The 26048-nt window shown below is 70.3% G+C and carries 16 protein-coding genes; 7 read left to right on the forward strand and 9 right to left on the reverse strand.

Going from position 1 to position 26048, the window contains the following annotated elements:
• Window positions 1–23: 23 nt before the first annotated feature.
• Entirely contained in the window at window positions 24–1802 is a 1779-nt protein-coding gene (locus ABZU43_RS25535) for a glycoside hydrolase family 6 protein (RefSeq protein ID WP_355008985.1), read from the reverse strand.
• A 598-nt stretch (window positions 1803–2400) separates the two neighbouring features.
• Here ABZU43_RS25535 and ABZU43_RS25540 point away from each other — a divergent pair.
• Together ABZU43_RS25540 and ABZU43_RS25545 are read left to right on the forward strand one after the other, a co-directional pair.
• Window positions 2401–3588: a hypothetical protein gene (locus ABZU43_RS25540; RefSeq protein WP_355008986.1), complete on the forward strand. Its 1188-nt coding sequence runs from the start codon at window positions 2401–2403 to the stop codon at window positions 3586–3588.
• 1 nt (window position 3589) lies between these two features.
• Window positions 3590–4318 (forward strand): class F sortase, encoded by a 729-nt coding sequence (locus ABZU43_RS25545; RefSeq protein ID WP_355008987.1) that lies wholly within the window; start codon window positions 3590–3592, stop codon window positions 4316–4318.
• 72 nt (window positions 4319–4390) lie between these two features.
• Here the strand turns inward: ABZU43_RS25545 and ABZU43_RS25550 are convergent, their stop codons facing one another.
• The gene (locus ABZU43_RS25550; RefSeq protein ID WP_355008988.1) at window positions 4391–9472 is read right to left on the reverse strand and encodes an NAD-glutamate dehydrogenase; all 5082 of its coding nucleotides are present in this window, start codon (window positions 9470–9472) and stop codon (window positions 4391–4393) included.
• A gap of 289 nt (window positions 9473–9761) precedes the next feature.
• Here ABZU43_RS25550 and ABZU43_RS25555 point away from each other — a divergent pair, with 289 nt between their 5' ends.
• Window positions 9762–11726: a penicillin-binding transpeptidase domain-containing protein gene (locus ABZU43_RS25555; protein ID WP_355008989.1), complete on the forward strand. Its 1965-nt coding sequence runs from the start codon at window positions 9762–9764 to the stop codon at window positions 11724–11726.
• Window positions 11727–11880: 154 nt separating this feature from the next.
• Here ABZU43_RS25555 and ABZU43_RS25560 read toward each other — a convergent pair whose 3' ends face one another.
• The 7 genes from ABZU43_RS25560 to ABZU43_RS25590 form a co-directional block, all read right to left on the reverse strand.
• The gene (locus ABZU43_RS25560) at window positions 11881–13323 is read right to left on the reverse strand and encodes an arginase family protein (protein ID WP_355008990.1); all 1443 of its coding nucleotides are present in this window, start codon (window positions 13321–13323) and stop codon (window positions 11881–11883) included.
• Window positions 13324–13392: 69 nt separating this feature from the next.
• On the reverse strand, window positions 13393–14316 hold the full coding sequence (locus ABZU43_RS25565; protein WP_355008991.1) for a tetratricopeptide repeat protein: 924 nt from the start codon (window positions 14314–14316) through the stop codon (window positions 13393–13395).
• A 182-nt stretch (window positions 14317–14498) separates the two neighbouring features.
• Window positions 14499–16187: a methylmalonyl-CoA mutase family protein gene (locus ABZU43_RS25570; protein ID WP_355008992.1), complete on the reverse strand. Its 1689-nt coding sequence runs from the start codon at window positions 16185–16187 to the stop codon at window positions 14499–14501.
• Window positions 16188–16394: 207 nt separating this feature from the next.
• The gene (locus ABZU43_RS25575) at window positions 16395–16808 is read right to left on the reverse strand and encodes an Asp23/Gls24 family envelope stress response protein (RefSeq protein WP_355008993.1); all 414 of its coding nucleotides are present in this window, start codon (window positions 16806–16808) and stop codon (window positions 16395–16397) included.
• Window positions 16809–16964: 156 nt separating this feature from the next.
• Window positions 16965–17384, reverse strand: coding sequence for an Asp23/Gls24 family envelope stress response protein (locus ABZU43_RS25580; RefSeq protein WP_355008994.1), 420 nt, complete (start codon window positions 17382–17384; stop codon window positions 16965–16967).
• A 219-nt stretch (window positions 17385–17603) separates the two neighbouring features.
• Window positions 17604–18605, reverse strand: a complete 1002-nt coding sequence (meaB, locus tag ABZU43_RS25585; protein WP_355008995.1) for a methylmalonyl Co-A mutase-associated GTPase MeaB — start codon at window positions 18603–18605, stop codon at window positions 17604–17606.
• Window positions 18602–19801 carry an acetyl-CoA C-acetyltransferase gene (locus ABZU43_RS25590; RefSeq protein ID WP_355008996.1) on the reverse strand — a complete coding sequence of 400 codons (1200 nt, stop codon included), beginning with the start codon at window positions 19799–19801 and terminating at the stop codon, window positions 18602–18604. Before ABZU43_RS25590 ends, meaB begins: the two co-directional genes overlap by 4 nt.
• Before the next feature lie 61 nt (window positions 19802–19862).
• On the opposite strand from ABZU43_RS25590, the gene mce reads away from it, so the two are divergent.
• The 4 genes from mce to ABZU43_RS25610 all read left to right on the forward strand — a co-directional run bounded on the left by mce (window position 19863) and on the right by ABZU43_RS25610 (window position 25902).
• Window positions 19863–20339, forward strand: coding sequence for a methylmalonyl-CoA epimerase (mce, locus tag ABZU43_RS25595; protein ID WP_355008997.1), 477 nt, complete (start codon window positions 19863–19865; stop codon window positions 20337–20339).
• A gap of 331 nt (window positions 20340–20670) precedes the next feature.
• Complete coding sequence (gene ccrA, locus ABZU43_RS25600; RefSeq protein ID WP_355009016.1) at window positions 20671–22026, forward strand: crotonyl-CoA carboxylase/reductase; 1356 nt, start codon at window positions 20671–20673, stop codon at window positions 22024–22026.
• Between the two features lie 306 nt (window positions 22027–22332).
• Window positions 22333–23598, forward strand: coding sequence for a DivIVA domain-containing protein (locus ABZU43_RS25605; protein WP_355008998.1), 1266 nt, complete (start codon window positions 22333–22335; stop codon window positions 23596–23598).
• A gap of 177 nt (window positions 23599–23775) precedes the next feature.
• Window positions 23776–25902: a hypothetical protein gene (locus tag ABZU43_RS25610; RefSeq protein WP_355008999.1), complete on the forward strand. Its 2127-nt coding sequence runs from the start codon at window positions 23776–23778 to the stop codon at window positions 25900–25902.
• Window positions 25903–26048: the final 146 nt, after the last annotated feature.

Below are 26048 nucleotides of genomic sequence, written 5' to 3' on the forward strand. Positions count from 1 at the left end.
GGGTTGGTGCGTGAGCTACCCGATCAGAGCGCCGGGTAGGCGTTGCGCATGAGCTCCTGGAACTGGGCGGAGAACCAGGCACCGGAGATCGGCGCGTTGCCCAGAGCCCCCGACGGGTTGTTGCCGTTGCGGGCGTTGCCGCCGTACGTCGGGTCACACATCCGGTCGAAGCCCTTGCCCTCGTTGTTCGGGATCTCGCTGCTGGAGCCGTCCGACTCGCCCGGCGGCTTCACCCAGACGTAGGCGTCGATGCCCGTCGCCGGGTTCGCCCGGGGCCGCTCACCGAGACCGGCACCGGCCTGGTTGCACCAGTTGCCGAGGTGCGCCCGGCGGTCGATGCGGCCACCGTTGACGTACGTGTCGACGCTGGTCATGGCACCCGGACCGGTGGGCCGGGCGGAACCGCCCCAACCGTTGCGGGAGGTGTCGATGAGCATGCCGATGTTCGAGTTGAAGCCCAACGAGACCAGCTTGGTCCGGAACGCCTGGGCGAACGACAGCTCGTCGACGTAGTAGTTCCAGTCGACCCACTTGGACTGCCGCACCGTCTGGCCGTTCACGTTGTCGGTGACCTTGAAGTACGGCTCCTGGAGCGCCGAGTAGTTCGCGGTGTTGGTGATGAATCCGTGCACGTTGTTGACCGTGCTGCCGGAGGCGACCGCGGCGGTCTTCAGGATTTCGGCGCTCGGGTTGAAGTTGCTGTCCCAACCGAGCCAGCCGTGGTGGCCGGAGTCGATGTAGTTGTAGACGTTGCCGATCGCGCCAAGCTTGGCCAGGGCGTAGCCGACGCCGTTGACGTAGGCGCCGTTTGCCTTGACCGTGTCGCACATGACCGTGCCGCCAGGCTGGCCGGAGGTGTTGGTCACCAGGTTCGGCAGCGAGTCGATCTCGATGATGTTGATGATCCGCAGGCTGCTGTACTTCGACTGACTCTGGATCGCGGCGATCGGGTCGATGTACTGGGCCTTGTACTTCGGCAGCTCGTCCGGACCCAGCTCACCGTTGGAGGCGAGCGCCGAGCAGTCCCGGCCGGGCAGGTTGTAGATCACGAACTGGATGTAGCCGGCACCCTGGCGCAGCGCCTCGTCCAGGTGCTCCTTCACCCCGAAGGCGCCGTTGGAGCTGCTGTTCGGCGTGCCGTTGATCGCGGCGATCCGGTCCAGCCAGACGGCGGTGGGGTTGTTGGAAACCCGGCTTCCGCCGGCCTCGGCGTCCGCCTTGGCCTTCCACTCCGGGTTCACGTAACCGCGGACCCCGACGTACGGGTTGTCGACCTTCGTGCCGGGCGGCGGCGTGGTCGGCGGATCGGTCGGCGGGTCCGTCGGCGGGTCGGTGGGCGGGTCGGTCGGCGGGGACGTCGTCGGCGGGGTGGTGCCACCGTTGCAGGCCACGCCGTTGAGGGTGAACGAGGTCGGCTTCGGGTTGCTGCCGCTCCACGCGCCGTTGAAGCCGATGCTCGTCGACGCGCCGGTGGCCAGGGTGCCGTTGTAGGACATGCTCCGGGCGGTGACCTGGCTGCCGGACTGGGTGTACGTGGCCGACCAGCCCTGCTGCACCCGCTGGCTGGAGTTGGGGAAGGTCCAGCCGAGCGTCCAGCCGTTCAGCGGGTCGCCGACGTTCTTGATGGTGATGTTCGCGGTGAAGCCGCCCTGCCAGTCGTTACTCGTGTACGCGATGTCGCACTGCGTCGCGGCCTGCGCCGCGGTACCCGGAATCGTTACGAGCCCACCGGCGACCAGGGCACCCGCGCCGGCGAGCGCGAGGGCCCGGCGTGGGCCGGTTAACCTTCTCCACACATTCATGCCACTGATCTCCTTGGGCGAGACCGGGCCCACGTACGGCCCGGCGGGACGGCCCGATGGGCGTCCTGCACGGACGGCCGTCGGCGCCACGGGATTCTTTGGGGGGCGCCCGACCCGGACGGGCGATAGTGGTGGTGGTGCCCGACCGAGGCGTCGGCCGGTCGATCGGCGGCGGGTGCGTCGCCCGGTGAAACCGGGTGCCCTCGACTCCCTGCCTGCACGGTGTGGCTCTCAGAACCGCGTTCGCCGATTCTTGCATGGGAGCGCTTCCATGGCAATGGCTCGATGCGTTGCCGGAGCCGCTTCGGACGATACCTCCGAGCACGCCGGACCGGCACGCGCCGCCCGGAGCCGCAGCTATCGGATGCCGGGGCAGGCCAGGCACGGGGAGCGCGGAACACCGTGGCACACGCAGAGACCCCCGGCACACCTGACACGACACTCAGCGCGGCGAAAGCCGCGTACTACCCCTTCACCTCTTACTTGGATCAAAGGTAAAACGCGAATCTTTCACTTCATAAGTCATGAAACGGTCTAACGTCGGTCTTAGCTCGGTTGTCGCCGAGCTCAGGACAACAGGGATGGAGTGACGCAGGTCATGGCTAAGAAGATGCTCGGGAAAGTCGTTGCGGGCGCCGCGCTCGGCGGCGCGTCGCTGCTGGTGTTCGCACCGGGGATCGCGTTCGCCGACGGCCACGACGACGGCAAGGTCTACGCCAAGCCGCACGTCGTCAAGGCTGGCGACGAGGTCAAGCTCCTCGAGATCTGCCCGGATCGGCAGGAGCACGCGTACGTGTGGTCCAAGGTCACCGGCAAGGTCAAGCTCAAGCCGGCGGATGAAGACCGGGGCGAGGACCGCGAGTGGCGTGAGGAGGAGGACTCCTCCGACCACGACAAGGGCAAGGACGAACACGGCAAGGACGAGAACGGCAAGGACGACAAGGGCAAGGACGACAAGGGCAAGGACCACGAAGGCAAGGACGAGAGCGGCAAGGACGACAACGGCAAGGACGAGCACGGCAAGGACGACAAGGGCAAGGACGAGAACGGCAAGGGCGGCCAGGGTGGCGGCGCTGCCGCCGACGCCTACGGCGACGAGGGCAGCAAGGACTGGAAGGGCGAGGAGCACGGCCAGGACGCCGAAGAAGGCCGTGACAAGAAGGACTCGGACTCCAAGGACGAAGACAAGAAGGACTGGGAGTCCAAGGACGAGCACGGCTCGGACTACGGGTCGGACAAGGGCTGGGAGAACAAGGACGAGCACGGCTCCGAGTACGGCTCCGACAAGGGCTGGGAGAACAAGGACGAGCACGGCTCCGAGTACGGCTCCGACAAGGGCTGGGAGTCCAAGGACGAGCACGGCTCGGACTACGGGTCGGACAAGGGCTGGGAGAACAAGGACGAGCACGGCTCCGAGTACGGCTCGGACAAGGGCTGGGAGAACAAGGACGAGCACGGCTCCGAGTACGGCTCCGACAAGGGCTGGGAGAACAAGGACGAGCGCGGCTCGGACGAGCGTGACTGGGACAACGAGCGCGAGTTCGTCTACTACGGCGAAGCCAAGGTGGACAAGGACGCCAAGCCGGGTCGCTACGAGCTCAAGGGCTCCTGCGGCGAGGGCGAGCTCGTCGTGCTGCCGCACGGCGGCGTCGACGGTGGTGACGGTGGCGCCAGCACCGGCACCGACCGCGGCCTGGCCACCGGCGGGGCGGGCGTGCTCGGCGCTGCCGCGCTGGGCGGGATCGTGTTGATGCGTCGTCGGCGGACCGATGGTTCGCTCGTCTGACGTGACGACGACACCGGCCGGCGGCCGCCGCGGGAGACCGTGGCGTGCCGCCGGCACGGCCGTCGTCGTCACCATGGCCATGATCGGCGCCGGCATGATCGGCGCCTCCCTGAAGACCACGCCCACTCCCCGGCCGCCACAGCCGCTGGCCCAGGCCGGCCCCGAGCCGACCGCCCCGGCGAGCACCGCCGACGATGCCCCTCCGGTCGACGGACAGCCGGTCGACGGGCAGCCGGTCGACGGGCAGCCGGTCGGTCAGTCGGCCGTCGGGTTGGCCCGGTCGGCACCGACGAGCATCGAGATCCCCCGGATCGGCGTCAACGCGACGATCATGTCGTTGGGCACCAACCCGGACGGCACCGTCCAGGTCCCTCCGCTGGACAAGGCCGACCAGGCCGGGTGGTACGAGCCCGGTGCGAGCCCGGGCGAGACGGGTAACGCGGTCATCGTCGGGCACGTGGACTCGGCGGTGCTGGGCCCGGCCGTCTTCTTCGACCTCGGCGCTCTGACCCCCGGCGACACCGTCACAGTGCGCCGCGCCGACGGGGTGCCGGCCACCTTCACTGTCGACTCGGTGAAGTCGTACCCGAAGACGGCCTTCCCCACCGAGTTGGTCTACGGACCGAGTGACCGGCCCGGCCTGCGGGTGGTCACCTGCGGCGGCCAGTTCGATCAGGCCGCGAAGAGCTACCCGGACAACATCGTCGTCTTCGCCACCCTGGCGGCCTGACCGACGACGAACGAACGCGGTCCGGCCGGTCGGGGTGACCCGACCGGCCGGACCGCGTCCGGCGTACCTGACTCAGGCTGCCGCGGAGGTCCGCACCAGGGTGCGGATCTGGCGCAGCAGCACCGACAGGGCGGCGAGATCCGCCCGCGACTCGTCGAACTCACCCATGGCCCGTCGGGCGCGGTGGATGGAGGTAGCGTTCGACTGCTCCCACTGCTGCACCCGCTCGTGCGGCGGCAGGTCGCCCGGGGTGGAGTCGAGCACCTCCGCGGTGAGCGCGGCGAGCGCGGCGTACAGGTCGTACCGCAGCGCCATTCGCGCAAGGGTCTGCCAGCGGTCCTCCCGCGGCAACAAGGAGATCTTCGACAGCAGCGAGTCCACCCGGAACAGGTCGGACAGCACGAAGTAGACCGAGGCCACCTCGCTGACGTCCCGCCCACTGGCGTTCGCGGTCTCCACCACGTCCATCAGACCGAAGCTGTACATCAACCGGGTGGCCCGCTCCGCCAGCTCGCGGGGTAGCCCACGCTCGGTCATCGAGTCCATGTGCGCGGCGATGCCCTGGCGCTCGTTGCCGTAGAACAGCTCCTCCAGCCCTGGCAGCAGCCGGGTGACCCCGTCGCGCAGCCGGGCGATCTCGGCCGGTACGTCGATCGGCGAGCGCCGGTTGGAGACCAACCACCGCACCGCGCGGTCGAGCAGTCGACGGGTGTCCAGGTAGACGCTGGTCTGCAGCTCCGGCGCCACCTTGTTGTCCAGCGCCTCGACCTCGTCCCACAGGTCGCGCAGGCCGAACACCTCGCTGACCACCACGTACGCCCGGATCACGTCGGCTGCGCTGGCCGCCGTCTCCTCGACCACCCGGAAGATGAACGAGATGCCACCCCGGTTGATCGCCTCGTTGACCAGCACCGTGGTGACGATGTCCCGGCGCAGCCGGTGCCGGCCCATCCGGTCGGCGAACCGCTCGCGCATCGGCGTCGGGAAGTAGTTGACCAGAACGTCGGTCGTCCACTCCTCGTCGGCCAGCCCGTCGGTGAGGATCTCCCGCTCAAGGACGATCTTCACGTACGCGAGCAGCACGGCGAACTCCGGCGCGGTCAGCCCGGACTCGCTGCGGACCGCCAGTTCCTCGTCCGGCGGCAGCGCCTCCAACGCGCGGTCCAATCCGCCCGAACGCTCCAGCTCGTTGATCATCCGACGGTGCACCGGGAGCAGCGAGGCGGCCTGGGCCTGGGCGTTGTTGATCGCCCGAGCCTGGTCGTAGTTGTCGCGCAGCACCAGCTCCGCGACCTCGTCGGTCATCCCGGCCAGCAACTCGTCCCGGTCGGCCATGGTCAGCTCACCATCGGCCACCGCCGTGTTGAGCAGGATCTTGATGTTCACCTCGTGGTCGGAGGTGTCCACCCCGGCCGCGTTGTCGATGAAGTCCGTGTAGATCCGGCCACCGGTCAACGCGTACTCGATCCGGCCGAGCTGGGTCCAGCCCAGGTTGCCGCCCTCGCCCGCCACCCGGCAGCGCAGGCTGCGCCCGTCCACCCGGATCGCGTCGTTGGACTTGTCGCCCACCTCGGCGTTGGTCTGCGTGGAGGCCTTGACGTAGGTGCCGATGCCGCCGTTCCAGAACAGGTCCACCGGAGCGGTGACGATCGCCTTCATCAGGTCCTGCGGCGACAACTGCGTGACGTCGTCGTCCAGGCCGATCGCCGCCCGGACCTGCGGCGTGATCGGGATGGACTTCGCGGTACGCGGGAAGATGCCGCCACCTGCCGAGATCAGCTCCGGGTTGTAGTCCTCCCAGGAGGAGCGGGGCAGGTCGAACAGCCGTCGACGCTCCGTGTACGAGGTGGCGGCGTCCGGCTCCGGGTCGAGGAAGATGTGCCGGTGGTCGAAGGCGGCCACCAGCCGGATGTGCTCGGAGAGCAGCATCCCGTTTCCGAACACGTCGCCGGACATGTCGCCGACGCCGACCACAGTGAAGTCCTGGGCCTGGGTGTCCAGACCCAGCTCACGGAAGTGCCGCTTGACCGACTCCCAGGCGCCCCGGGCGGTGATGCCCATCTTCTTGTGGTCGTAGCCGGCGGATCCGCCGGACGCGAACGCGTCGCCCATCCAGAAGTTGTGGGCCTTGGAGATCTCGTTGGCGATGTCGGAGAACGTCGCGGTGCCCTTGTCGGCCGCCACGACCAGGTACGGATCGTCGCTGTCGTGCCGGACCACGTCCTCGGGCGGCACGATCTGCCCGCTGACGATGTTGTCGGTGACGTCCAGCATCGCGCCGACGAACTCCTGGTAGCAGGCGACCGCCTCGTCGCGGTCGCCCGGCTTCTGCTTCAACACGAAGCCGCCCTTGGCGCCGACCGGCACGATCACGGTGTTCTTCACCATCTGCGCCTTGACCAGGCCCAGCACCTCGGTCCGGAAGTCCTCCCGACGGTCGGACCACCGCAACCCGCCCCGGGCCACCGGCCCGAACCGCAGGTGCACACCCTCGAACCGCGGCGAGTAGACGAAGATCTCGAACTTCGGTCGCGGCGCGGGCAGGTCCGGAATGGCCTGCGGGTCGAGCTTGAACGCCACGTACGCCTTCGGCCGCCCGCCGGCGCGCTTCTGGTAGAAGCTGGTCCGCAGGGTCGCCTCGATCAGCGTCAGGTACGAGCGCAGGATCCGGTCCTGGTCCAGGCTCGCCACGTCGTCCAGCGCGCCCCGGATCGTCTCCACCAGCTCACCGCTGCGCTGCTGGCGCTGCTCGGCGCTCAACTCGCCCGGCGCGAACCGGGTCTCGAAGAGCTCCACCAGCAACGCGGCGAGCTTCGGGTACGCGATGAAGGTCTGCTCCATGTAGTCCTGCGAGAAGACCGTGCCGGCCTGCCGCAGGTACTTCGCGTACGCCCGCAGCACCACCACCTGCCGCCAGGTCAGCCCGCCGCGCAGCACCAGCTCGTTGAACCGGTCCACCTCGGCCTCGCCGCGCCAGGCGGCCGCGAAGGCGTTCTCCACGTGCGGGCGCACCTCGGCCAGCTCGTGATGCCCCTCGGGCAGCATGAGGCCGAAGTCGTACAGATAGACCCGACCGTCGATCCGGTCCACCTCGTACGGGTGCTCGTCGACCACCCGTACGCCGAGCGAGTGCAGGACCGGCAGCACTGCGGAGAGCATCATCGGCTCGCCGTACCGGTAGACCTTGAACCGGACGTCCATCGCCTCGGCCAGGTCGGCTCCCGGCACCCGGGTGCCCGGCCGCGGCGCCAACTGCTTGCGGAACAGGTGCATCTCCAGCTGGCCGGGCTCCTCCAGCAGCTCCAGCTTCGCCAGGTCCTTCATCGCCTCGTACGGCGTGTGCCCGTCCTTGTAGCCCTCCGGGAACGCGTCGGCGTACCGGGTGAACAGGTGCTTGGCCTGCTCGTCGCCGAGCTTGCGCTCCAGCACCAACCGGTAGTCGTCGTCCCACAGTCGGGTGGCGTCGGCCAACTCCTCGGCGAGCAGGTCGGCGTCGATGTCGCCGGGTGGCCGCGTCGGGTCGGTACGGACGATGAAGTGCACCCGAGCCAGCATCGACTCGGTGACCCGGGTGGTGTAGTCCACCCCGACACCGTTCAGCTCACGCAGCAGGATGTCCTGCATGCGCAGCCGGTTCTGGGTGGTGAACCGGTCCCGGGGAAGGTAGATCAGGCAGGAGATGAACCGCCCGTACGCGTCCCGGCGCAGGAACACGCGCAGCTGCCGGCGGCCGGCCATCCGCAGCACGCCGACCACCGCGTGGTACAGGTCGTCGGTCTTGATCTGGAACAGCTCGTCGCGCGGGTAGGTCTCCAGGATCTGGATCAGATCCTTGCCCGAGTGGCTGCGCTGGCTCAGACCGGAGCGGTCCAGCACCTCGGCCACCTTGCGGCGGACCACAGGCAGCTCGCGGACGCTGGTCCGGTAGGCGGCCGTCGAGAACAGCCCGAGGAAGCGCCGCTCACCGATCACGTCGCCGTCGGAGTTGAAGATCTTGAAGCCGATGTAGTCCAGGTACGCCGAGCGGTGCACGGTGGCCCGGGAGTTCGCCTTTGTGATGATCAACAGGCGCTTCTCCAGCACCTTCTCGTGCGCCTCGGGCGTCATCGAGGACAGCGACCGCGCATCCGGCGAATCGGAGCGCAGGATGCCCAGACCGGTGCCGAGCACCGCCTCCAACGCCTTGCCGTCGACCGGGTCGGCGGCGTCGCCGCCGTCGGCGTCCACCAACCGGTACTCGCGGTAGCCGAGGAAGGTGAAGTGGTCCTGGGCGAGCCACCGCAGCAGCTCCACCGAGTCGGTGATGTCCTTCTCCGGCACCGGTGGGCGGTTGTCGGAGGTACGGGCGGACGCCAGCTCGTCGGCGAGTGCGAGGGCACGCTGACGCATCTTCGGCCAGTCCTCGACCGCCTCCCGCACGTCGGTGAGCACCCGCTGCAACTCGCGGCGCAACCGGTCCCGTTCGGCCGCGTCCCGGACCGGGTCGATCTCGATCCGCATCCAGCTCTCGATGATGTCGCCGGCGATCGCGTCGTCCGGTTCCACATCCGCGGAGACCTCGGTGAGCCGGCCCAGCGGCTCCCGCCGCACCACCACCAACGGGTGCACCAGCAGGTGCACGTCGAGGTGGTACGAGTTGAGCAACGCCGTCACCGAGTCGACCAGGAACGGCATGTCGTCGGTGACGATCTCGACGACCGTGTGGTGCTGGTCGGCGTGCGGTTCGTGGATCCGCAGCTTCAACTCGCCCGGCACCCGCTGCTGGGCGAGATCCCGGTGTGCCCGGGCCGCGTCGAGCATCTCTTCCGCCGTGAAGCCGACCAGCTCCTCGTCCGGGGCGAACCGCCAGAAACGGCCGACAAGTGTCGCCGCGTCGTGGTCGTCCCCGGCGAGCGCGACGGCCTGGGCCACCAGGCGCTCCGCGTTGGGAACGGGTTCGTCGAGCTCGGCGTCCTCCACGTCGTCGGCCAGCGCCTCGGCTGGCAGACCCAGATCGTAGATGGTGTCGATGCTCGACCCGGTCAGCCCGGTGACTCCCGTGTCGAGTCGGCCGTAGCCGTCCCCGTCGGTCGCCGAATCGAAGCTGTCATCGTCCCGGCCGGAGTCATCCTGCCGGAGGTCGGGTTCCGGTTTGATCGCCGGACGCCGGTCCATCGGTGCCACTCCCCTCGACCCACCGCGTTGTGGGTCACTCTGCCGCCCAGCCTAGGCCCTGCCGTTGTGCGCCTTCGTCGGCGGACCACTGGCCAGACGTCCGGATCGGGACTTTGTCCTTTCACCCGTTGCGGGTCCGAGGTTGGCCGGCTGCGGGATACCCCGCCACGCGATGTTCATCACACGGGTACGGCTCGTCTTTGAGCGCGGCCGAGCACCTGCGGGACGTTGGGGACGGCGTTCCCGTACTACCGTGCGAGGGCAGTCCGAGATCGGAAGGACCAGCTTCATGCCCTTGTCGTACCCCCGGCCCCACCGGCCGAACCCCGCCCGCCGGCTCGCCGCCGGCGTCACCACGGCGCTGCTCGCGGCGGGTGTCCTCGTCGGTTGTTCCGGTGACGACGGGCCGCAACGCACCGTCGACGCCTTCCTCGCGGGCTGGCGCAGCGGCGACCTCCAGGCCGTCGGTCTGATCGACCCGCTCGGCTCGAAACTGCCGTCGGCGGACGTCGCACGTGAGATCAAGGAGCTCTCCGGTGAGCTGGCGGCCACCCCGCCCACGCTGACGCGTCGCGGCGAGCCGAAGATCACGAAGGACATCGCGACCACCACCGTCCAGGTGGAGTGGGCCCTGCCCGGTCAGACCCGCTGGGCGTACGACCGGGAGGTCCGGCTCGCCCACGGCGACGACGACCAGTGGCAGGTGATCTGGGAGCCGACGGTGGTGCACGAGCAGCTCACCAAGGGTGACCGGTTGGCGCTGCGTCGCGATGCCGGTGCCCGCGCCGCCGTGCTGGACAACGCCGGGAAGCCCCTCGTGACCCCGCGCACCGTGATCCGGGTGGGTGTGCAGCCCAACGGGGTCGCCGACCTGAAGAAGCTCGTCAAGGACCTCGACGCGGCGTTCAAGGCCATTCGCCCGGCTCTGGTCCCCGGCGTCGACCTGGCCGATCTGCCCGAGCGGGTGGCCAAGGCCGAGCCGGGTGCCTTCGTCGAGGTGGTGTCGCTGCGCGAGGAGGCGTACCTGCAGATCAAGCCCCGGATTTACGACCTGCCCGGCACCAAGTTCGTCACTGACAAGCTCGACCTGGCACCCACCCGCGAGTTCGCCCGTGCGCTGCTCGGCACCGTCGACCCGGCGCAGGCCGACGACCTCGCCGCGCATCCCGACCGGTACGTCGTCGGCGACCTGGTCGGGCACGGCGGTCTCCAGGGCCGCTACGACGAGCGACTGCGCGGCGGTCCCGGGCTGACCGTGGTGGTCGAGCGTCCGGCCGAGGGCGGCAAACTCGAACCCACCGGCGCCGAGCTGTTCCGCCGGGAGCCGCAACCCGGGCAGGCGCTGAAGACCACGCTGGACGTCGCCGTCCAGAACGCGGCCGACGGGGCACTGCGCGCCGAGCCGCGCCGCTCCGCCCTGGTGGCGCTCCGGATCAGCGACGGCGCCGTGCTCGCCGCCGCGAACGGCCCCGGTCCGGCCGGGCAGAACCTGGCCTTCGACGCCCAGGTGCCTCCCGGCTCCACCTTCAAGATGGTCAGCACGCTGGGCCTGCTGGACCGGGGAGCGGTCACGCTGGACGGGCCGGTGGACTGCAAGAAGACCTTCACCGTGGACGGCAGGTCCTTCAAGAACTCGGACAACTTCGAGCTCGGCTCGGTGCCGTTCCGTACCGACTTTGCCAAGTCCTGCAACACGGCGTTCGCCGCGCTGGCCCCGAAGCTCGGCGGCGACGGGCTGGCCGCCGCCGGTCGCTCGCTGGGCCTGGAGGGTCAGTGGGACCTCGGCACGGACGCCTTCACCGGCAAGGTCTCGACGGGCGGCAGCCTCGCCGAGCAGGCCGCCGCGTCGTTCGGGCAGGGCACCACGTTGGTCAGCCCGCTCGCCATGGCCGGTGCCACCGCCGCCGTCGCCCGCGGCCGCTTCGAGCAACCGAAGCTGCTGACCGACCCGGCACCGGCCAAGCCGGCCCCGGCGGGCGAGCAGCTCAAGCCGGAGTCGGTCGCGGCGCTGCGCACGATGATGCGCGAGGTGGTCACCGCCGGCACCGGCAGCGCGCTCAAGGACGTGCCGGGCGAGGTGTACGGCAAGACCGGCACCGCCGAGTACGACGACAACCCGGCGCACACCCACGCCTGGTTCGTCGGCTGGCGGGGCGACGTGGCGTTCGCCGTCTTCGTGGAGAAGGGCGGGGCCAGCACCGCCTCGGCCGTCCCCATGGCCGAGCGTTTCCTCCGCGCTCTCCCCACCACCTGACCCCACCCTCTGGAGGCCCCGCCGGGCGCCGGGCCATCGTCCGGCGCCTGGCCTTGATCCACTCGGTTTCGCTGAAACTGCGGTGTCCGAGCCACTCGGACGCCCCGGATTCCCTGAAACCGAGTCGATCAAGGCCCCGCGGCCGAGGGCCGGGTCAGGCGGTGTCGGCCTCGTGCCGTTCGGGCGTGTTCTGGGTCGACGGGGTGGTCCGTCGGAGAAGACCTGGGCCGGCCGACGCCGGCGGGCCGACCGGTTCGCGCTCGACCAGGGGCGCGACACTGGCCGCGACGCCCGATGGCTCGGGGTGAGCCCGTCCGCCGGTGCCTGGTGACTCCCCCTCGGCCGGGACGTCGTACGGCACCGTGCTCACCGACGGACCGACGCCGGGGGCACCGACACCGGCAGGCCCGAGAGCAGCAGGCCCGACATCGGCGAGGTCGATGTCCGCGGGGTCGATGTCCGCAGGGTCGATGTCAGCGGGGAATTCAAGCCTCGCAACCCGCTCAACGCCGTCGTGCCCGTCAAGCCGAACCAGCCCGTCGAGCCGCTCGGCCCGGTTGGGACGCTCGGCACGGTCGAGCCGCTCGGCACGGTCGGAGCGATCGGTGGTGGTCGCGGTCCGGCCGTTGCCGCGTCGCGGGGAGGGCGTGGGCCGAGCCGACAGCAGTCGGGGCGGCACGGCTTCCGGGGCGGTCACCGGCGCCAGACCGGCGACCACTGTGTTGACGATCTCGGCCGCGTACGAGCCGTCCGGGTCGTAGTCGGGGTCGAAGACGGTCAGCTCCACGCCGAGGCAGTGCGGGGTGTCGACCAGGCCGGCGAGCAGAATCTCCAACTCGGCGAAGGCGATTCCACCCGGGTCGGGGGCGTCCACGGCGGGCATCACCGCCGGGTCGAGCACGTCCACGTCGATGTGCACCCAGTAGCCCGCGCAGTCGGCGAGTTGCTCGTGCGCCCACTGGGCCGTCCGGGCGGCGCCTTCGGCGCGCAGCGCCGGCACCGGTCGGGTGGTGATCCCGGCGGCCTGGAGGTCGAGCCGGTATTCGTCCTGGGCCCGGATGCCGAGCACCACCACGTCGATGTCGCGGAAGTAGGGCCGGCGGCCCTCCAGCGCGGCCAGGTCGGCCTGCCCTCGCCCGGTGACCAGAGCCAGGTCCTCACCTGCGGCGGCGCCGACGTAGGAGGCGTTGCCGGGGTGCCGGAAGTCGGAGTGCCCGTCGACGAAGACCAGCCCGATCCGCCCGCCGACGGCCTCGCCGAGGCGGTGCATGGCCAGGGCCGAGCCGAGGAGCACGGAACAGTCGCCGCCGAGCACCACCGGGAACTCGCCCCTGTCGATGATCGAGCCGATGCGTTCGGCGAGGGCCAACGAGTAGTCGGCGATCTCCCGGGCGTGGCACACCCCGTCGCCGGGCCGCCAGTCGCCCGGGTCGTACCGGGCGGGGGTGACGCAGCCGGCGTCGCGGGCGCGGAGCCGGGCCAGCAGGTCGTGGTCGCGCAGCGCCCCGGGCGCCTTGGCGCAACCCGGGACCGACGTGGGCGTCGGCGGCCGTAGACCGAGATTTGTCGGCGCGTCGAGGACGGCGATCCGGCGCATCGTGAGCTCCCGTCCTCGGTGGTCGGGCGGGCCGGCCGGAACGCCGGCCCGCGCTGGCGTGCTTCGAACTCAGAACAGGGCGCTGGCCAGAGCCCGACGCGCCGAGGCGACCGCCGGATCGTCCGGGCCGGCAATGGAGAAGAGCGAGACCAGGTGCTGGCGAACCGTCTCACGGTCCTCACCGGCGGTGCGCCGGACCAGACCGACGAGCCGGGCGTACGCCTGCTCGGCCAGGCCGCTGAGCACCTCGATGTCGGCGGCCAGCAGCTGAGCGGCGACGTCGTCGGGGGCGCTCTCGGCGGCGGCCAGCGCGGTGGCGGGGTCTGCGCCGGCCACCCGGCGGGCCACCCCGACCTGGGCCAGCCCCGCGGTGGCTGCGGCGTCCGCGGGCGCGTCGGCCAGGATCTTCTTGTACGCCTGCTCGGCGGCGTCCAGATCGCCGCTCATCAGCGCGTCGTCCGCCTCGTCGAGGCGGGGGTCCTCCGGCTCGGCGACTGCCACGCCACCGGCCTTGAGCACTGCCTGGATCCACTGCCGCAGCTGGGCCTCGGGCACCACTCCGGAGAAGGCGTCGACCGGCTGGCCGCCGACGACCGCGTAGACCATGGGGATGCCCTGCACCCGGAACATCTGGGCGATTCGGGGATTTTCCTGCACGTCGACCCGGGCCAGCACCCAGGTGCCGCCGCCCTCGGCGTTCAGCCGCTCCAGGACCGGGGCGAACTCGTCGCTCTCCGGGAAGCCGGCCGCGCCGAAGAACACGACGACGGGCGTGGCCATCGAGCGTTCGAGCACGTCGGACTGGATGGTCGCCTCGGTGACGTCCACGATGGCGGTGTCACCGCCGGCGGTGGGCGCGCCTGGGGCGCCGTTGGACGGGCCGCCCTGCGGGGGCGTGCCGGGGCGGGTACTTGCTGGTGCGGGGCCACGCAGCGTGCTGAGGTCGACCGCGCCGCGGGTGAAGATCGACGAGGTGATCCGTGGGTCGCTCATGGTTACCTAGTCTCGCACGTGAGCCCGGATTCTCAGGTCACCCACAACCCCGACGTTGCAACTCTCACGCCCCACGCCCCACCCCCGCGATCTTGCACTTTCTGTCGCCGCTATGCCGCATTCATGCCTTATGGCACCGCAGAAAATGCAAGATCGACGCGGGTGGGGGTTCGGGACTGGGGTTAGAAGCGGGCTGGCTCCCGGTAGGTGCCCCACTCGGCTCGCAGGGCGTCGCAGATCTCGCCCAACGTGGCCTCGGCGCGCACCGCGTCGAGCATGGCGGGGACCATGTTCTCGTCGGTACGGCTCGCCTCGATCATCCGGGTGACCGCGGCGCGCACCGCCTCCTCGTCCCGCCCGCTCTTGCGCTCGGCGAGCACCCGGCGCTGCTCCAGCTCCACCTCGTGCGAGATGCGCAGGATCTCCAGCTCCTTGGCGACCGTCCCGGTGTGGCAGTTGACCCCGACGATCTTCTTGTCGCCCTTTTCGAGGGCCTGCTGGTAGACGAAGGCCGACTCGGCGATGTGCCCGGTGAACCAGCCGTCCTCGATGCCGCGCAGGATGCCCGAGGTCATCGGGCCGATCTGGTGTGGCCCGTCTCCGCCGAGCTGCCGGATCCGGGCGAAGATCTCCTCCGCCTCGGCCTCGATCTTGTCGGTCAGCGCCTCGACGTACCAGGAGCCGCCGAGCGGGTCGGCAACGTTGACCACACCGGTCTCCTCCATCAACACCTGCTGGGTACGCAGGGCGATCTCGGCCGACTCGTCGGTGGGCAGCGCCAGGGTCTCGTCGAGCGCGTTGGTGTGCAGCGAGTTCGTGCCGCCGAGCACCGCCGCGAGAGCCTCGACGGCTGTCCGTACGACGTTGTTGACCGGCTGCTGCGCGGTCAGCGACACCCCGGCGGTCTGCGTGTGGAACCGCAGCCACAGCGCCTTCTCGCTGGTCGCGCCGTAGACGTCACGCAGCCAGCGGGCCCAGATCCGGCGGGCGGCGCGGAACTTGGCGATCTCCTCGAAGAAGTCGAGGTGCGAGTCGAAGAAGAAGCTCAGCCCCGGCGCGAAGACGTTCACGTCCAGCCCACGCGAGAGACCCAACTCGACGTAGCCGAAGCCGTCCGCCAGGGTGTACGCCAGCTCCTGCGCCGCAGTCGAGCCGGCCTCGCGGATGTGGTAGCCGGAGACCGACAGCGGCTTGTAGCGCGGAATCTCGGCGGCGCAGTATTCCATCAGGTCGCCGATCAGGCGCAGGTGCGGCTCCGGGTCGAAGAGCCACTCCTTCTGCGCGATGTACTCCTTGAAGATGTCGGTCTGCAGGGTGCCGTCCAGCTTGGACAGGTCGGCGCCCTGCCGCTCGGCGGCGACCAGGTACATGCAGAACACCGGCACGGCCGGGCCGGAGATGGTCATCGAGGTGGTGACGCCGGCCAGGTCGATGCCGTCGAAGAGCGCCTGCATGTCGGTGGCGGTGTCGATGGCGACGCCGCAGTGGCCGACCTCGCCGAGCGCCTGCGGGTCGTCCGAGTCGCGGCCCATCAGCGTCGGCATGTCGAACGCCACCGAGAGCCCGCCGCCACCGGCGCCGAGGATCATCTTGTAGCGCTCGTTCGTCTGCTGCGCGTTGCCGAAGCCGGCGAACTGGCGAATGGTCCAGGTCCGACCGCGGTAGCCGGTCGGATACAAACCCCGGGTGTACGGATACTCGCCCGGCCATCCGATCCGTTCGAAGCCCGGATAGGTGGCGCCCTCGGGCGGGCCGTACACCGGCTCCACCGGCATGCCGGAGAGCGTGGTGAAGTCCGCATCCCGCTTGCGCGCGGCGTCATACCGGGCCTGCCAGCGCGCCCGTCCGGCGTCGATCTCGTCGGCGTCCATGAGCAGGGCTCCTCCTCGGGTCCTCGACTGCACGTCGAGTGTAAGGCCCCTACCTGAACGATCGCTAAGTCAGGCCGTACCCACGGGTAACGGCGGCGCCTGCGTCGATCATGGAGTTGTGGTGGTGCGCAAATCCCCCAGCCAGCGCCAAAACGGCCACCACGACTGCGTGATCGGCGGAGGGAGGGGCGGGGAGACTCGGAGCGGTCAGACTGGGGGTGTGGTGGGGATTTCGCTGATCGCCAGGTCATCGACCCGGATGTTGACCTCGTCGACCCGCAGCCCGAATGTCTCGACCGCTTCGGTCACCCGAGCGCGCACCTGACCGCTGACCTCTGCCACCTGTCGACCGGCCTGGATCACCAACACCAGGTTGACCACTGCGGCCTCCCCGGTCACGTGGGCCGAGCAACCCCGTCGGGCGTCACCCACCTGGTCCAGCCCGACCCGGTCGAGAACCGCGTTGAAGAACCGGGCGACGTCCCCACCGAGGTCGGCCACCCCGGGCACCGCGCGGGCCGCCGCGACGGCGATCTTCTCGATCACCTCGTCGGCGACCTGCGTCGTCCCGCCGGCCGGCACTGACGCCCTGGTCAGCTCCTGCGTTGCATCCAGGTCCACAGTCGCCCCTGCTCCTCGCACACCACGTCTGGACACGTCCGGCGCCCAGTGAAGACGGGCGCGGAGCGAGCTTACTGGGACGATGCGTCCCCGGTTTTTTCAGGCGGACAGCCAATGGGCGGTCCGGCAGCCGTCAGGCCGTTGGGCACCTACGCCTCAGGCTCCGGCAGCCGCGCCCGGCTGGTTCAGCTCGATGTCGTCCACCGTGACGTTCACCTGCGTGACGGTCAGGCCGTACTTCTCCACGGCCTCGATCACCGCGGCCCGCACCGCCTCGGTCACGTCGGCCACCACGTGCCCGGCGTCGATCACCAGAACCACGTTGATGACGGCGGAGCTGCCCTTCACGTCGGCCGAGACGCCCCGGCGAGCGTCGCCCACCTCGTCGAGGCCGACCTTGTCGAGCACGCTGTTGAAGAACCGGGCCACGTCACCGCCGAGGTCGGCCACACCCGGGACCGCGCGAGCGGCCACGCCGGCGATCTTCTCCACGACCTCGTCGGAAACCGTTGTGACACCCCGGGCCGCCCCCGTCGCGGGCTGCGACGCTCCGGCGTTCTGCACCGCGTCCGTCATGATCACATCTCCCCTGGTCCGACGCATTGTGGACCGACCGTCTCGTCAGCCCGCCGCGTAGCGCCTCACTCGCGGCCACGCGCGGCGAGCCTACTAAAACCGGAGCGACCTTCGCTTGTGGGCGTGAAGCCCGGCCACCCGAGCGACGACGTCGGTCCGCACCGGACAGTGCGGGTCGGGTTCGTCCAGGCTGGACGCACCGGCCGGCGCGACGTCGGGTCAGCGCGCGAGCTGGGCGAGCAACTCGTCCGCCGCCGTGTACGGGTCGGTCGCGCCCTCGGCGACCCTGGTGGCGAGCGTGGCCAACTCCGTACCGTCGCGAAGTGAGCCGATCCGGGCGCGGAGGGTGCCGAGCGCGATCGCCTCGATCTCGGCGGCGGCCCGCGTCTCCTGGCGGCGGCGCAGCTCGCCGTGCTCGACCAGCCAGCCCCGGTGCTTGTCGATGGCGGCGGCGATGTCGTCGATGCCCTCGCCCCGCGCGGCGACAGAGCGGACCACCTGGGGCCGCCACTGCCCCGGCCCGCGCTCGCCGAGGGCGATCATGCCCTGGATGTCACGGACGGTGGCGTCGACGCCGTCCCGGTCCGCCTTGTTGACCACGAACACGTCGGCGATCTCCAGGATGCCGGCCTTGACCGCCTGGATCGCGTCGCCCATCCCGGGCGCGAGCAGCACCAGCGTCGTGTCGGCGAGCGAGGCGACCTCCACCTCGGCCTGCCCGACGCCGACGGTCTCCACCAGCACCACGTCGCAGCCGGCGCCCTCCAGCACGCGGACCGCCTGCGGTGTGGCCGCGGCCAGCCCGCCGAGGTGCCCTCGGCTGGACATCGACCGGATGTAGACGCCCGGATCCGTGGCGTGGTCCTGCATCCGCACCCGGTCACCGAGGATCGCTCCGCCGGTGAACGGGCTGGACGGGTCGACCGCCAGCACGCCCACCCGGTGCCCGCGCGCCCGCAGCGCGCGGACCAGCTCGTTCGTGGTGGTCGACTTGCCCACCCCGGGCGAACCGGTCAGCCCGACCACCTGGGCCTGCCCGGCGTACGGTGCCAGCGCCGCGGCGATCTCCGGCAACAGCGCGTCACCGTTCTCCACCAACGTGATCAGGCGAGCCACCGCCCGGGGGTCGCCCGTGCGGGCCCGTTCGACCAGCAGCGGTACGTCCCGGCTGCGGCGCACCGACGTGGTGCCCGCCGCCGGGACGTGCTCAGTCTCGCTCACTGGTCCGTCTCGGCCTTGCCCGGCACGTGGATGATCAGCGCGTCGCCCTGGCCACCGCCGCCACACAGCGCGGCCGCGCCGGTGCCACCGCCCCGCCGCTTCAGCTCCAGGGCGAGGGTGAGGACGAGACGCGCTCCGGACATGCCGATCGGGTGTCCCAGCGCGATCGCGCCGCCGTTGACGTTGACCTTGTCCGGGCTGATCCCGAGGTCACGGGTGGACTGGACACCGACCTGCGCGAAAGCCTCGTTGATCTCGATGAGGTCCAGGTCCGCAACGCTCAGGCCGCCCTTCTTCAGGGCGTGGTTGATCGCGTTGGACGGCTGCGAGTGCAGGGAGTTGTCCGGGCCCGCCACGTTGCCGTGCGCACCGATCTCGGCCAGCCAGGTCAGCCCCAGCTCCTTCGCCTTGGCCTTGCTCATCACGAGCACCGCGGCCGCGCCGTCGGAGATCGGCGACGAGCTGCCGGCGGTGATGGTGCCGTCCTTGGCGAAGGCGGGGCGCAGCTTGGCCAGCGACTCGACCGTGGTGTCCGGACGGATGCCCTCGTCCTCGGTGATCACCAGTGGGTCACCCTTGCGCTGCGGAATGACCACCGGGGCGATCTCGTCGGCGAAGTGACCGTTCTTCTGGGCGGCGGCGGCCCGTTGGTGGCTGGCGGCGGCGAAGGCGTCCTGCTCCGCGCGGGAGATGCCGGGCCTGGCACCGAGCCGCTCGGTCGACTCGCCCATCGAGCAGCAGTCCCAGGCGTCGCTGAGCCCGTCGTGTGCCATGTGGTCCTTGACCACCACGTCGCCGTACTTGTAGCCGGTGCGCTGGCCCATCAGCAGGTGCGGGGCGTTGGTCATCGACTCCATGCCGCCGGCCACCACGATGTCGAACTCGCCGGCGCGGATCAGCTGGTCGGCCAGGGCGATCGCGTCCAGGCCGGAGAGGCAGACCTTGTTGATCGTCAGCGCCGGCACGGACATCGGCACACCGGCCTCGACCGCCGCCTGCCGAGCCGGGATCTGACCGGTGCCGGCCTGCAACACCTGCCCCATGATCACGTACTGGACCTGGTCCGGGCTGACGCCGGCACGCTCCAGCGCGGCCTTGATGGCGATCCCGCCGAGCTTCGTGGCCGGGAGGTCCTTGAGGTTGCCCAGCAGCCGGCCCATCGGGGTCCGCGCGCCGCTGACGATCACCGAAGCCATGCCTGCCTCCGAAGGGGTGCCGAGCTGTACGCCTTAACGATTGTTCGGCCAGACTAGCGCCATGGCAGAGAACTCCCCCGTCGAGCCCGGTGCGGACTACGTCACAGACATCGGGCTTCGCAAGATTGACCACGTCGGGATCGCCGTGGCCGACCTGGACGCCGCGATCGACTTCTACCAGCGGACGTTCGGGATGCGCTGCGTGCACGTGGAGACCAACACCGAGCAGGGCGTCCGGGAAGCGATGCTGGCCGTGGGACCGACCACCGAGGGCGGCTGCGTGCAGTTGCTCGCCCCGCTCACCCCGGAGTCGACGATCGCGAAGTTCCTGGATCGCAACGGGCCGGGCGTGCAGCAGGTCGCGTACACAGTCGTGGACATCGACGCGGCCTGCGCGGCGCTACGCGAGCGCGGCATGCGCCTGCTCTACGCGACTCCGAGGCGTGGCACCGCCGACAGCCGGATCAACTTCGTGCACCCCAAGGACGCCGGCGGCGTCCTCGTCGAACTGGTCCAACCCGCCCCCACCCCCCACTGACCCACCCCACCCCTGTTGATCAAGAGGTTTGCGTCATACCGCCCCGCGCAGATGACCGCAAGCTCTTGATCAACGAGGGGTGGCGAGCGTTGGAGGCCGAGGTGCGCGCACGTCAGTGCGCGGTTGGCGGGTTGGTTGGACACCTTCACGCATCGGCGGATGCAGTTTTTCACAGAGGACTTCCCGGCCTAGCTACCGTTCAGTAACGTCCGGCCCCACAGGAGCGCGACCGGTGCCGGATGTGTCGAATGCCGACATGGCGGTCGTGCCCACCGGCGCCGACGATGGCAGCACCCGGGCCCGTGCGGGTGCGGAAGAACCGGAGGTCACCGTGCAGGACATCCTCGAAGCGATCATGGCGGCGGAGGAATCGAACGATCCGGACCGCGAACTCGCCGGCGTCGCCGGGCTGCCCGTACCGGAGAGCTACCGGGGCGTGGTGGTCCGCGCCGAGGAGTCCCGGATGTTCGACGGCATGGCCACCCGGGACAAGGACCCGCGCAAGGCGCTGCACGTGCAGGAGGTGCCGACGCCGGAGCTGGCCCCGGGCGAGGCGCTGATAGCGGTGATGGCCAGCGCGATCAACTACAACACGGTGTGGACCAGCATCTTCGAGCCGGTGAGCACCTTCAAGTTCCTGGAGCGCTACGGCCGGGTCTCCGAGCTGACCCGCCGGCACGACCTGCCGTACCACGTGGTCGGCTCGGACGCGGCGGGCGTGGTGCTGCGCACCGGCCCCGGGGTGACCCGCTGGGCCCCCGGCGACGAGGTGGTCGCTCACTGCCTCTCCGTCGAGCTGGAGGACGCGGCCGGGCACGACGACACGATGCTCGACCCGCAACAGCGGATCTGGGGGTTCGAGACCAACTTCGGCGGGCTGGCCGAGCTGGCGGTGGTCAAGGCCAACCAGCTGATGCCCAAGCCGCGACACCTGAGCTGGGAGGAGGCGGCCAGTCCCGGGCTGGTCAACTCCACCGCGTACCGGCAGCTCGTCTCGCATCACGGCGCCAACATGAAGCAGGGTGACGTGGTGCTGATCTGGGGCGCCTCCGGCGGCCTCGGTGGGTACGCCACCCAGATGGCGCTCAACGGCGGCGCGATTCCGATCTGCGTGGTGTCCTCGCCGGAGAAGGCCGAGCTGTGCCGCCGGATGGGCGCGGATCTGGTCATCGACCGGGCCGCGGAGGGCTTCCGCTTCTGGAAGGACGAGGAGACCCAGGACCCGGACGAGTGGCGGCGCTTCGGCGAACGGATTCGCGAGCTGACCGGCGGCGAGGACCCGGACATCGTGTTCGAGCACCCGGGCCGGGAGACGTTCGGCGCCAGCGTCTACGTGGCCCGACGCGGTGGAACCATCGTCACCTGCGCCTCCACGAGCGGCTTCCTGCACCAGTACGACAACCGCTACCTGTGGATGCACCTCAAGCGGATCGTGGGCAGCCACTTCGCCAACTACCACGAGGCGTGGCAGGCCAACCGCCTGGTCGCCCTCGGCAAGGTGCACCCGACGGTGTCCCGCACCTATCCGCTGGAGCAGACCGGCCAGGCCGCGTACGAGGTGCACCGCAACGCCCACCAGGGCAAGGTGGGCGTGCGCTGCCTCGCACCCACTGACGGGCTGGGCGTTCGTGACGGAGAGTTGCGGGCCCGGCACGAGGACGCGATCAACCGGTTCCGGGGTCACTGACCTCCCGACATCCGGAGCGCCGGGGCGGCCCCGGCCGGACGGTGGAACGCCGGATGACCATTGCGCTGATCGCTCATTGTTCTTCCGCCCCCATTAGCGGATAAGTCACCCGGATCGACAAAGGGCCTCGGGGTAACCCCGGGGCCCTTTTCCGCGTCACGCTGCGTGGCGTCCGACAGGCCGGGACCTGCCAAGATCGCCGATTGGTCCAACCTCGCCGGTCGCGAGTGTTGACCATGTAAAGAGGGCACGAAAGCTTCGCACCGCTCTTGCGAAGCACCCTGGGGCGTCTGCCAGTATGTCCCAATGCCCCAGCAGCAGTCCTCCCCTCTCGCGTTCTTCGATAACGCGAACTCGCAGCCAGATTTCACCGTTGGCCTGCGCGGATACAACACCCATCAGGTCGACGACTTCCTCGGCCGGATGACCGCCGCGCTGACCCAGTCCGAGCAGGCCCGTGCCGAGGCCGAGCAGCGGATGAACGACGCCCAGCGTCGGCTCCGCCAGGCCGAGCAGCGCATGAGTGCGCTGGAGCAGAAGCTCACCGACACGAACAAGCAGCTCGAAGAGAACAGCCGACCCACCCTCTCCGGGCTCGGCACGCGCGTCGAGCAGATCCTGCGGCTCGCCGAGGAGCAGGCGAACGACCACCGCAACGAGGCCAAGCGCGAGTCGGAGGGCATCCTCTCCGCCGCCCGCCTCGAGGCCCGCGAGATCACCGACAAGGCCCGCGCCGAGGCCGCCGCCATGAAGGCGAGCGCCGAGCGCGAGGCGGGCAACCTGCGCACGGCCGCCGAGCGCGAGGCCGCCGAGGTTCGGGTGCAGGCTCGCCGCGAGGCCGACACGCTGCGCGCCGACGCAGACCGGGAGACCAAGCAGCTGCGTACGGTCACCGCGCACGAGGTGGCCGAGCTGAAGTCGACAGTCGAGCGGGAGGTCGCCACCCTGCGCGCCACCGCCGAGCGGGAGATCACCCAGCAGCGGGCGAAGGCCGCCCGCGAGGCTGAGGAGAAGCGCGCCGAGGCAACCAAGCTGCTCACCGACGCGCGGGACAAGCGCGACAAGGACCTGCAGGCCCTGGAGCTCCAGCTGGCCGAGCGGCGGGAGAAGGCCGAGCGCGAGGAGTCCGAGCGGCACGCCGCCCAGGTCGCGCAGACCCAGAAGATGGTCAGCGAGGCCGAGCAGCGTGCCCGGGCCGCGCAGGAGCGGGCCAAGGAGATCGAGCAGCGCGCCGAGGCTCGGCGGGTCGAGTCGGAGCGCAACGCGGCCGAGACCGTCGACAAGGCCAAGGCCCACTCGGAGAAGACCCTCAACGATGCGAAGGCCGAGTCGCAGCGCCTGCTCACCGAGGCACGCACCGAGGCGGAGCTGACCACGCAGGCCGCCCGCCGCGAGGTCGATGACCTCACCCGGCAGAAGGACGCTGTCACGTCGCAGCTGGGTCAGATGCTCTCCGGTCTCGCCGGCATCGTTCCGGGAATGCCGGCGCAGGCCGCTCCGGCTGCCAAGCCGGAAGCAGCAAAGAAGACCGATGGTGGTCAGGAGCGGGTGCCCGCGGAGACCGCCGGCTGACGCGAGGCGTCAGGTAGGGGCATCGACGGCGCGAGGTGACACCGGGTAACCGGTGCCACCTCGCGCCGTATGCGTTTCCTCACCCCTGGTGTGCGTTGGCCGCAACGGAGTGAAGTAGCTCCCACATGGCCCGTCCGTATCGCCCCAGCAGGGCCCGTTGCGTGTGAGGATGGGGGCATGTCGCACGGCGAGGAACTGTTCGCTCTCGGCGGGGACGTGACGACGGAGCCCAGCTTCGAGTCCGCTCTGCGGGGGTACGAAAAGAAACAGGTCGACCGTTATGTCGCACGTGCTGAGCACGAGATCGCGACCCTCGCCTCCGAACGGGAACAGGCGTACACACAGATCCACAAGCTCGCCGGCCAGGTCGAGGTTCTCCAGCGCGACCTGACCCAGGTGCGCAAGCAGATGAACGTGGTCGACAGGGCGTCGTTCCGGCACCTCGGCCCGCGGGTCGAGTCGATCCTCGCTCTCGCCGAGGAGCAGGCGGAGGAGATCCTCGGCGACGCGAACGGCGAGATCGAGGCCCGGCGGGCCGCTGCCGAGCACATCATCGAGGAGGCCCGCGAGCAGGCCGACCGGGCACTGAAGGACTTCGAGCTCGCCCTCGCCGCCCGACGGGCGGAGGAGGAGCGGCACAGCGCCGCGCAGCGGGCCGAGGCGGACGCCGCCCTGCGGTCGGCGAAGGACGAGTCGGCGCAGTTGCGCAAGGCCGCGCAGGACGCCATGGCGAAGGCCCAGCAGGAGGCCACCCAACTGCGGGACTCCGCCAAGGAGATCCACACTCGGGCCCAGCAGGAGGCCACCAAGCTGCGCGAGACGGCCCGCGAGACGCTGGCCAACGCCCGGCAGGAGGCCAGCGATCTGCGCGACGCCGCCAAGGAGGTGCACGCCAAGGCGCTCCAGGAGGCCAAGCGGCTCACCGACACCGCGACCGAAGCGGGGCGAGCCACCCACGCCAAGGCGCAGCACGAGGCCAAGCAGATCATCGACGACGCGTCGATGGCCGGTCGGGCCACCCGCGCCAAGGCGCAGCAGGAGGCCGAGCGGCTGACGACGCAGGCCACCGAATCGGCGAAGCGTAGCCGCGCCGAGACCGAGGCGTACGTACAGCGAATGCGCACCGAGACCGAGGCGTACGTGCAGCACACCCGCGCGCAGACCCAGCAGGAGCTGGGCGCGTGGCGGGCCGGGGTGGAGCAGGAGGTCAACTCCCGTCGGGAGGCGGCCGATCGGGAGTTGGCGCAGCGACGGTCCGCGGCCGAGCAGGAGTTCGCCAAGCGCCGCGACGAGTTGGACAAGCACCACGCGTCGCGCCAGCAGGAGCTGGAGGCCGGGCTCGCCAGCCGTCAGCAGGAGCTGGAGACCGGGTTCACCACCCGACGGGACGAGCTGGAAACCGAATACTCCACCCGGAAGAACGAGCTGGAGACCGAGTACACGGCCCGCAAGAACGAGATCGAGCAGGGCGCGGCCGGCATCCGTCAGGCGGCCGAGCAGGACGCGGCGGGGCTGCGCCAGCGCTCCGAGGCGGAGGCCGCCGAGCTGCTGAGCCGGGCCGAGGCCGAGGCCAGCGACAAGCGCCGCAAGGCCGACGAGCATGTCGCGGCGTCCCGCCGGCAGTTCGAGGAGTACGCGGCCACCACGCAGCAGCACCTGGCCACCACCCAGCAGCACCTGGCGGCGACCCAGCAGGAGTCTGCGGCGGGTCGTCAGCAGTTGGCCCAGGTGATGTTGGAGATCGCCCAGGCCCAGCAGCAGTTGGCGGATCTGCGGCAGGAGACGTGGAAGGCCCGGCAGGAGTCCGACGAGCTCCAGCGTCAGATGTCCGAGCTGCGGTTGCAGAGTGTCGCCGGTCCGATCGACGGCCCGACCGCGCCGGCCGGAGACGCCAGCGCGAGCGAAGGCGTAGCCGGTGGTGGGGACGACGGCGCGAGCGTTACCGCCGGCGCGGCCTCCGGGTCGGGCGCGGGCACCGGGTCGGGCGCGGGCACCGGGTCGGGCGCGGGCACCGGGCTGAAGACGGAGCCCGCCGACACCCGGCAGCCGGTGAACGCCGCCGCGGACGAGTCCGGGCAGTCCACGACGCGGCCGGTGGCCGAGCCGGTGACCACTGTGGATGGTGGCACGGCGAGCGCCGGGGTGGACGGGGAGCCGACAGTGGCCGCCGTACCGGGCGAGGGTGGCCGGGGCGCCAAACCCACCAAGATCACTAGCACCGGTGAGAACGGCAAGCGACCCACCAAGCCGACCACCGACGAGCGCAGCGCGAAGCCCAGCAAGGTCACCATCGAGAAGGAGTGACGGGCACCCGCCCGTCGAAGCTTCGAAATCTTGGACACTTTCCGTCAGCCGCTGACTATTCAGTCCCATGACATCTGTCAGTGGTGAAGTCCCGATACATGTGTCAGTTGGTAGGGATCTTGGGTCTGCCGGTGGATGGTGCCTGG

It is taken from the genome of Micromonospora sp. NPDC005205, from assembly GCF_040608275.1.
GTDB lineage: Bacteria > Actinomycetota > Actinomycetes > Mycobacteriales > Micromonosporaceae > Micromonospora.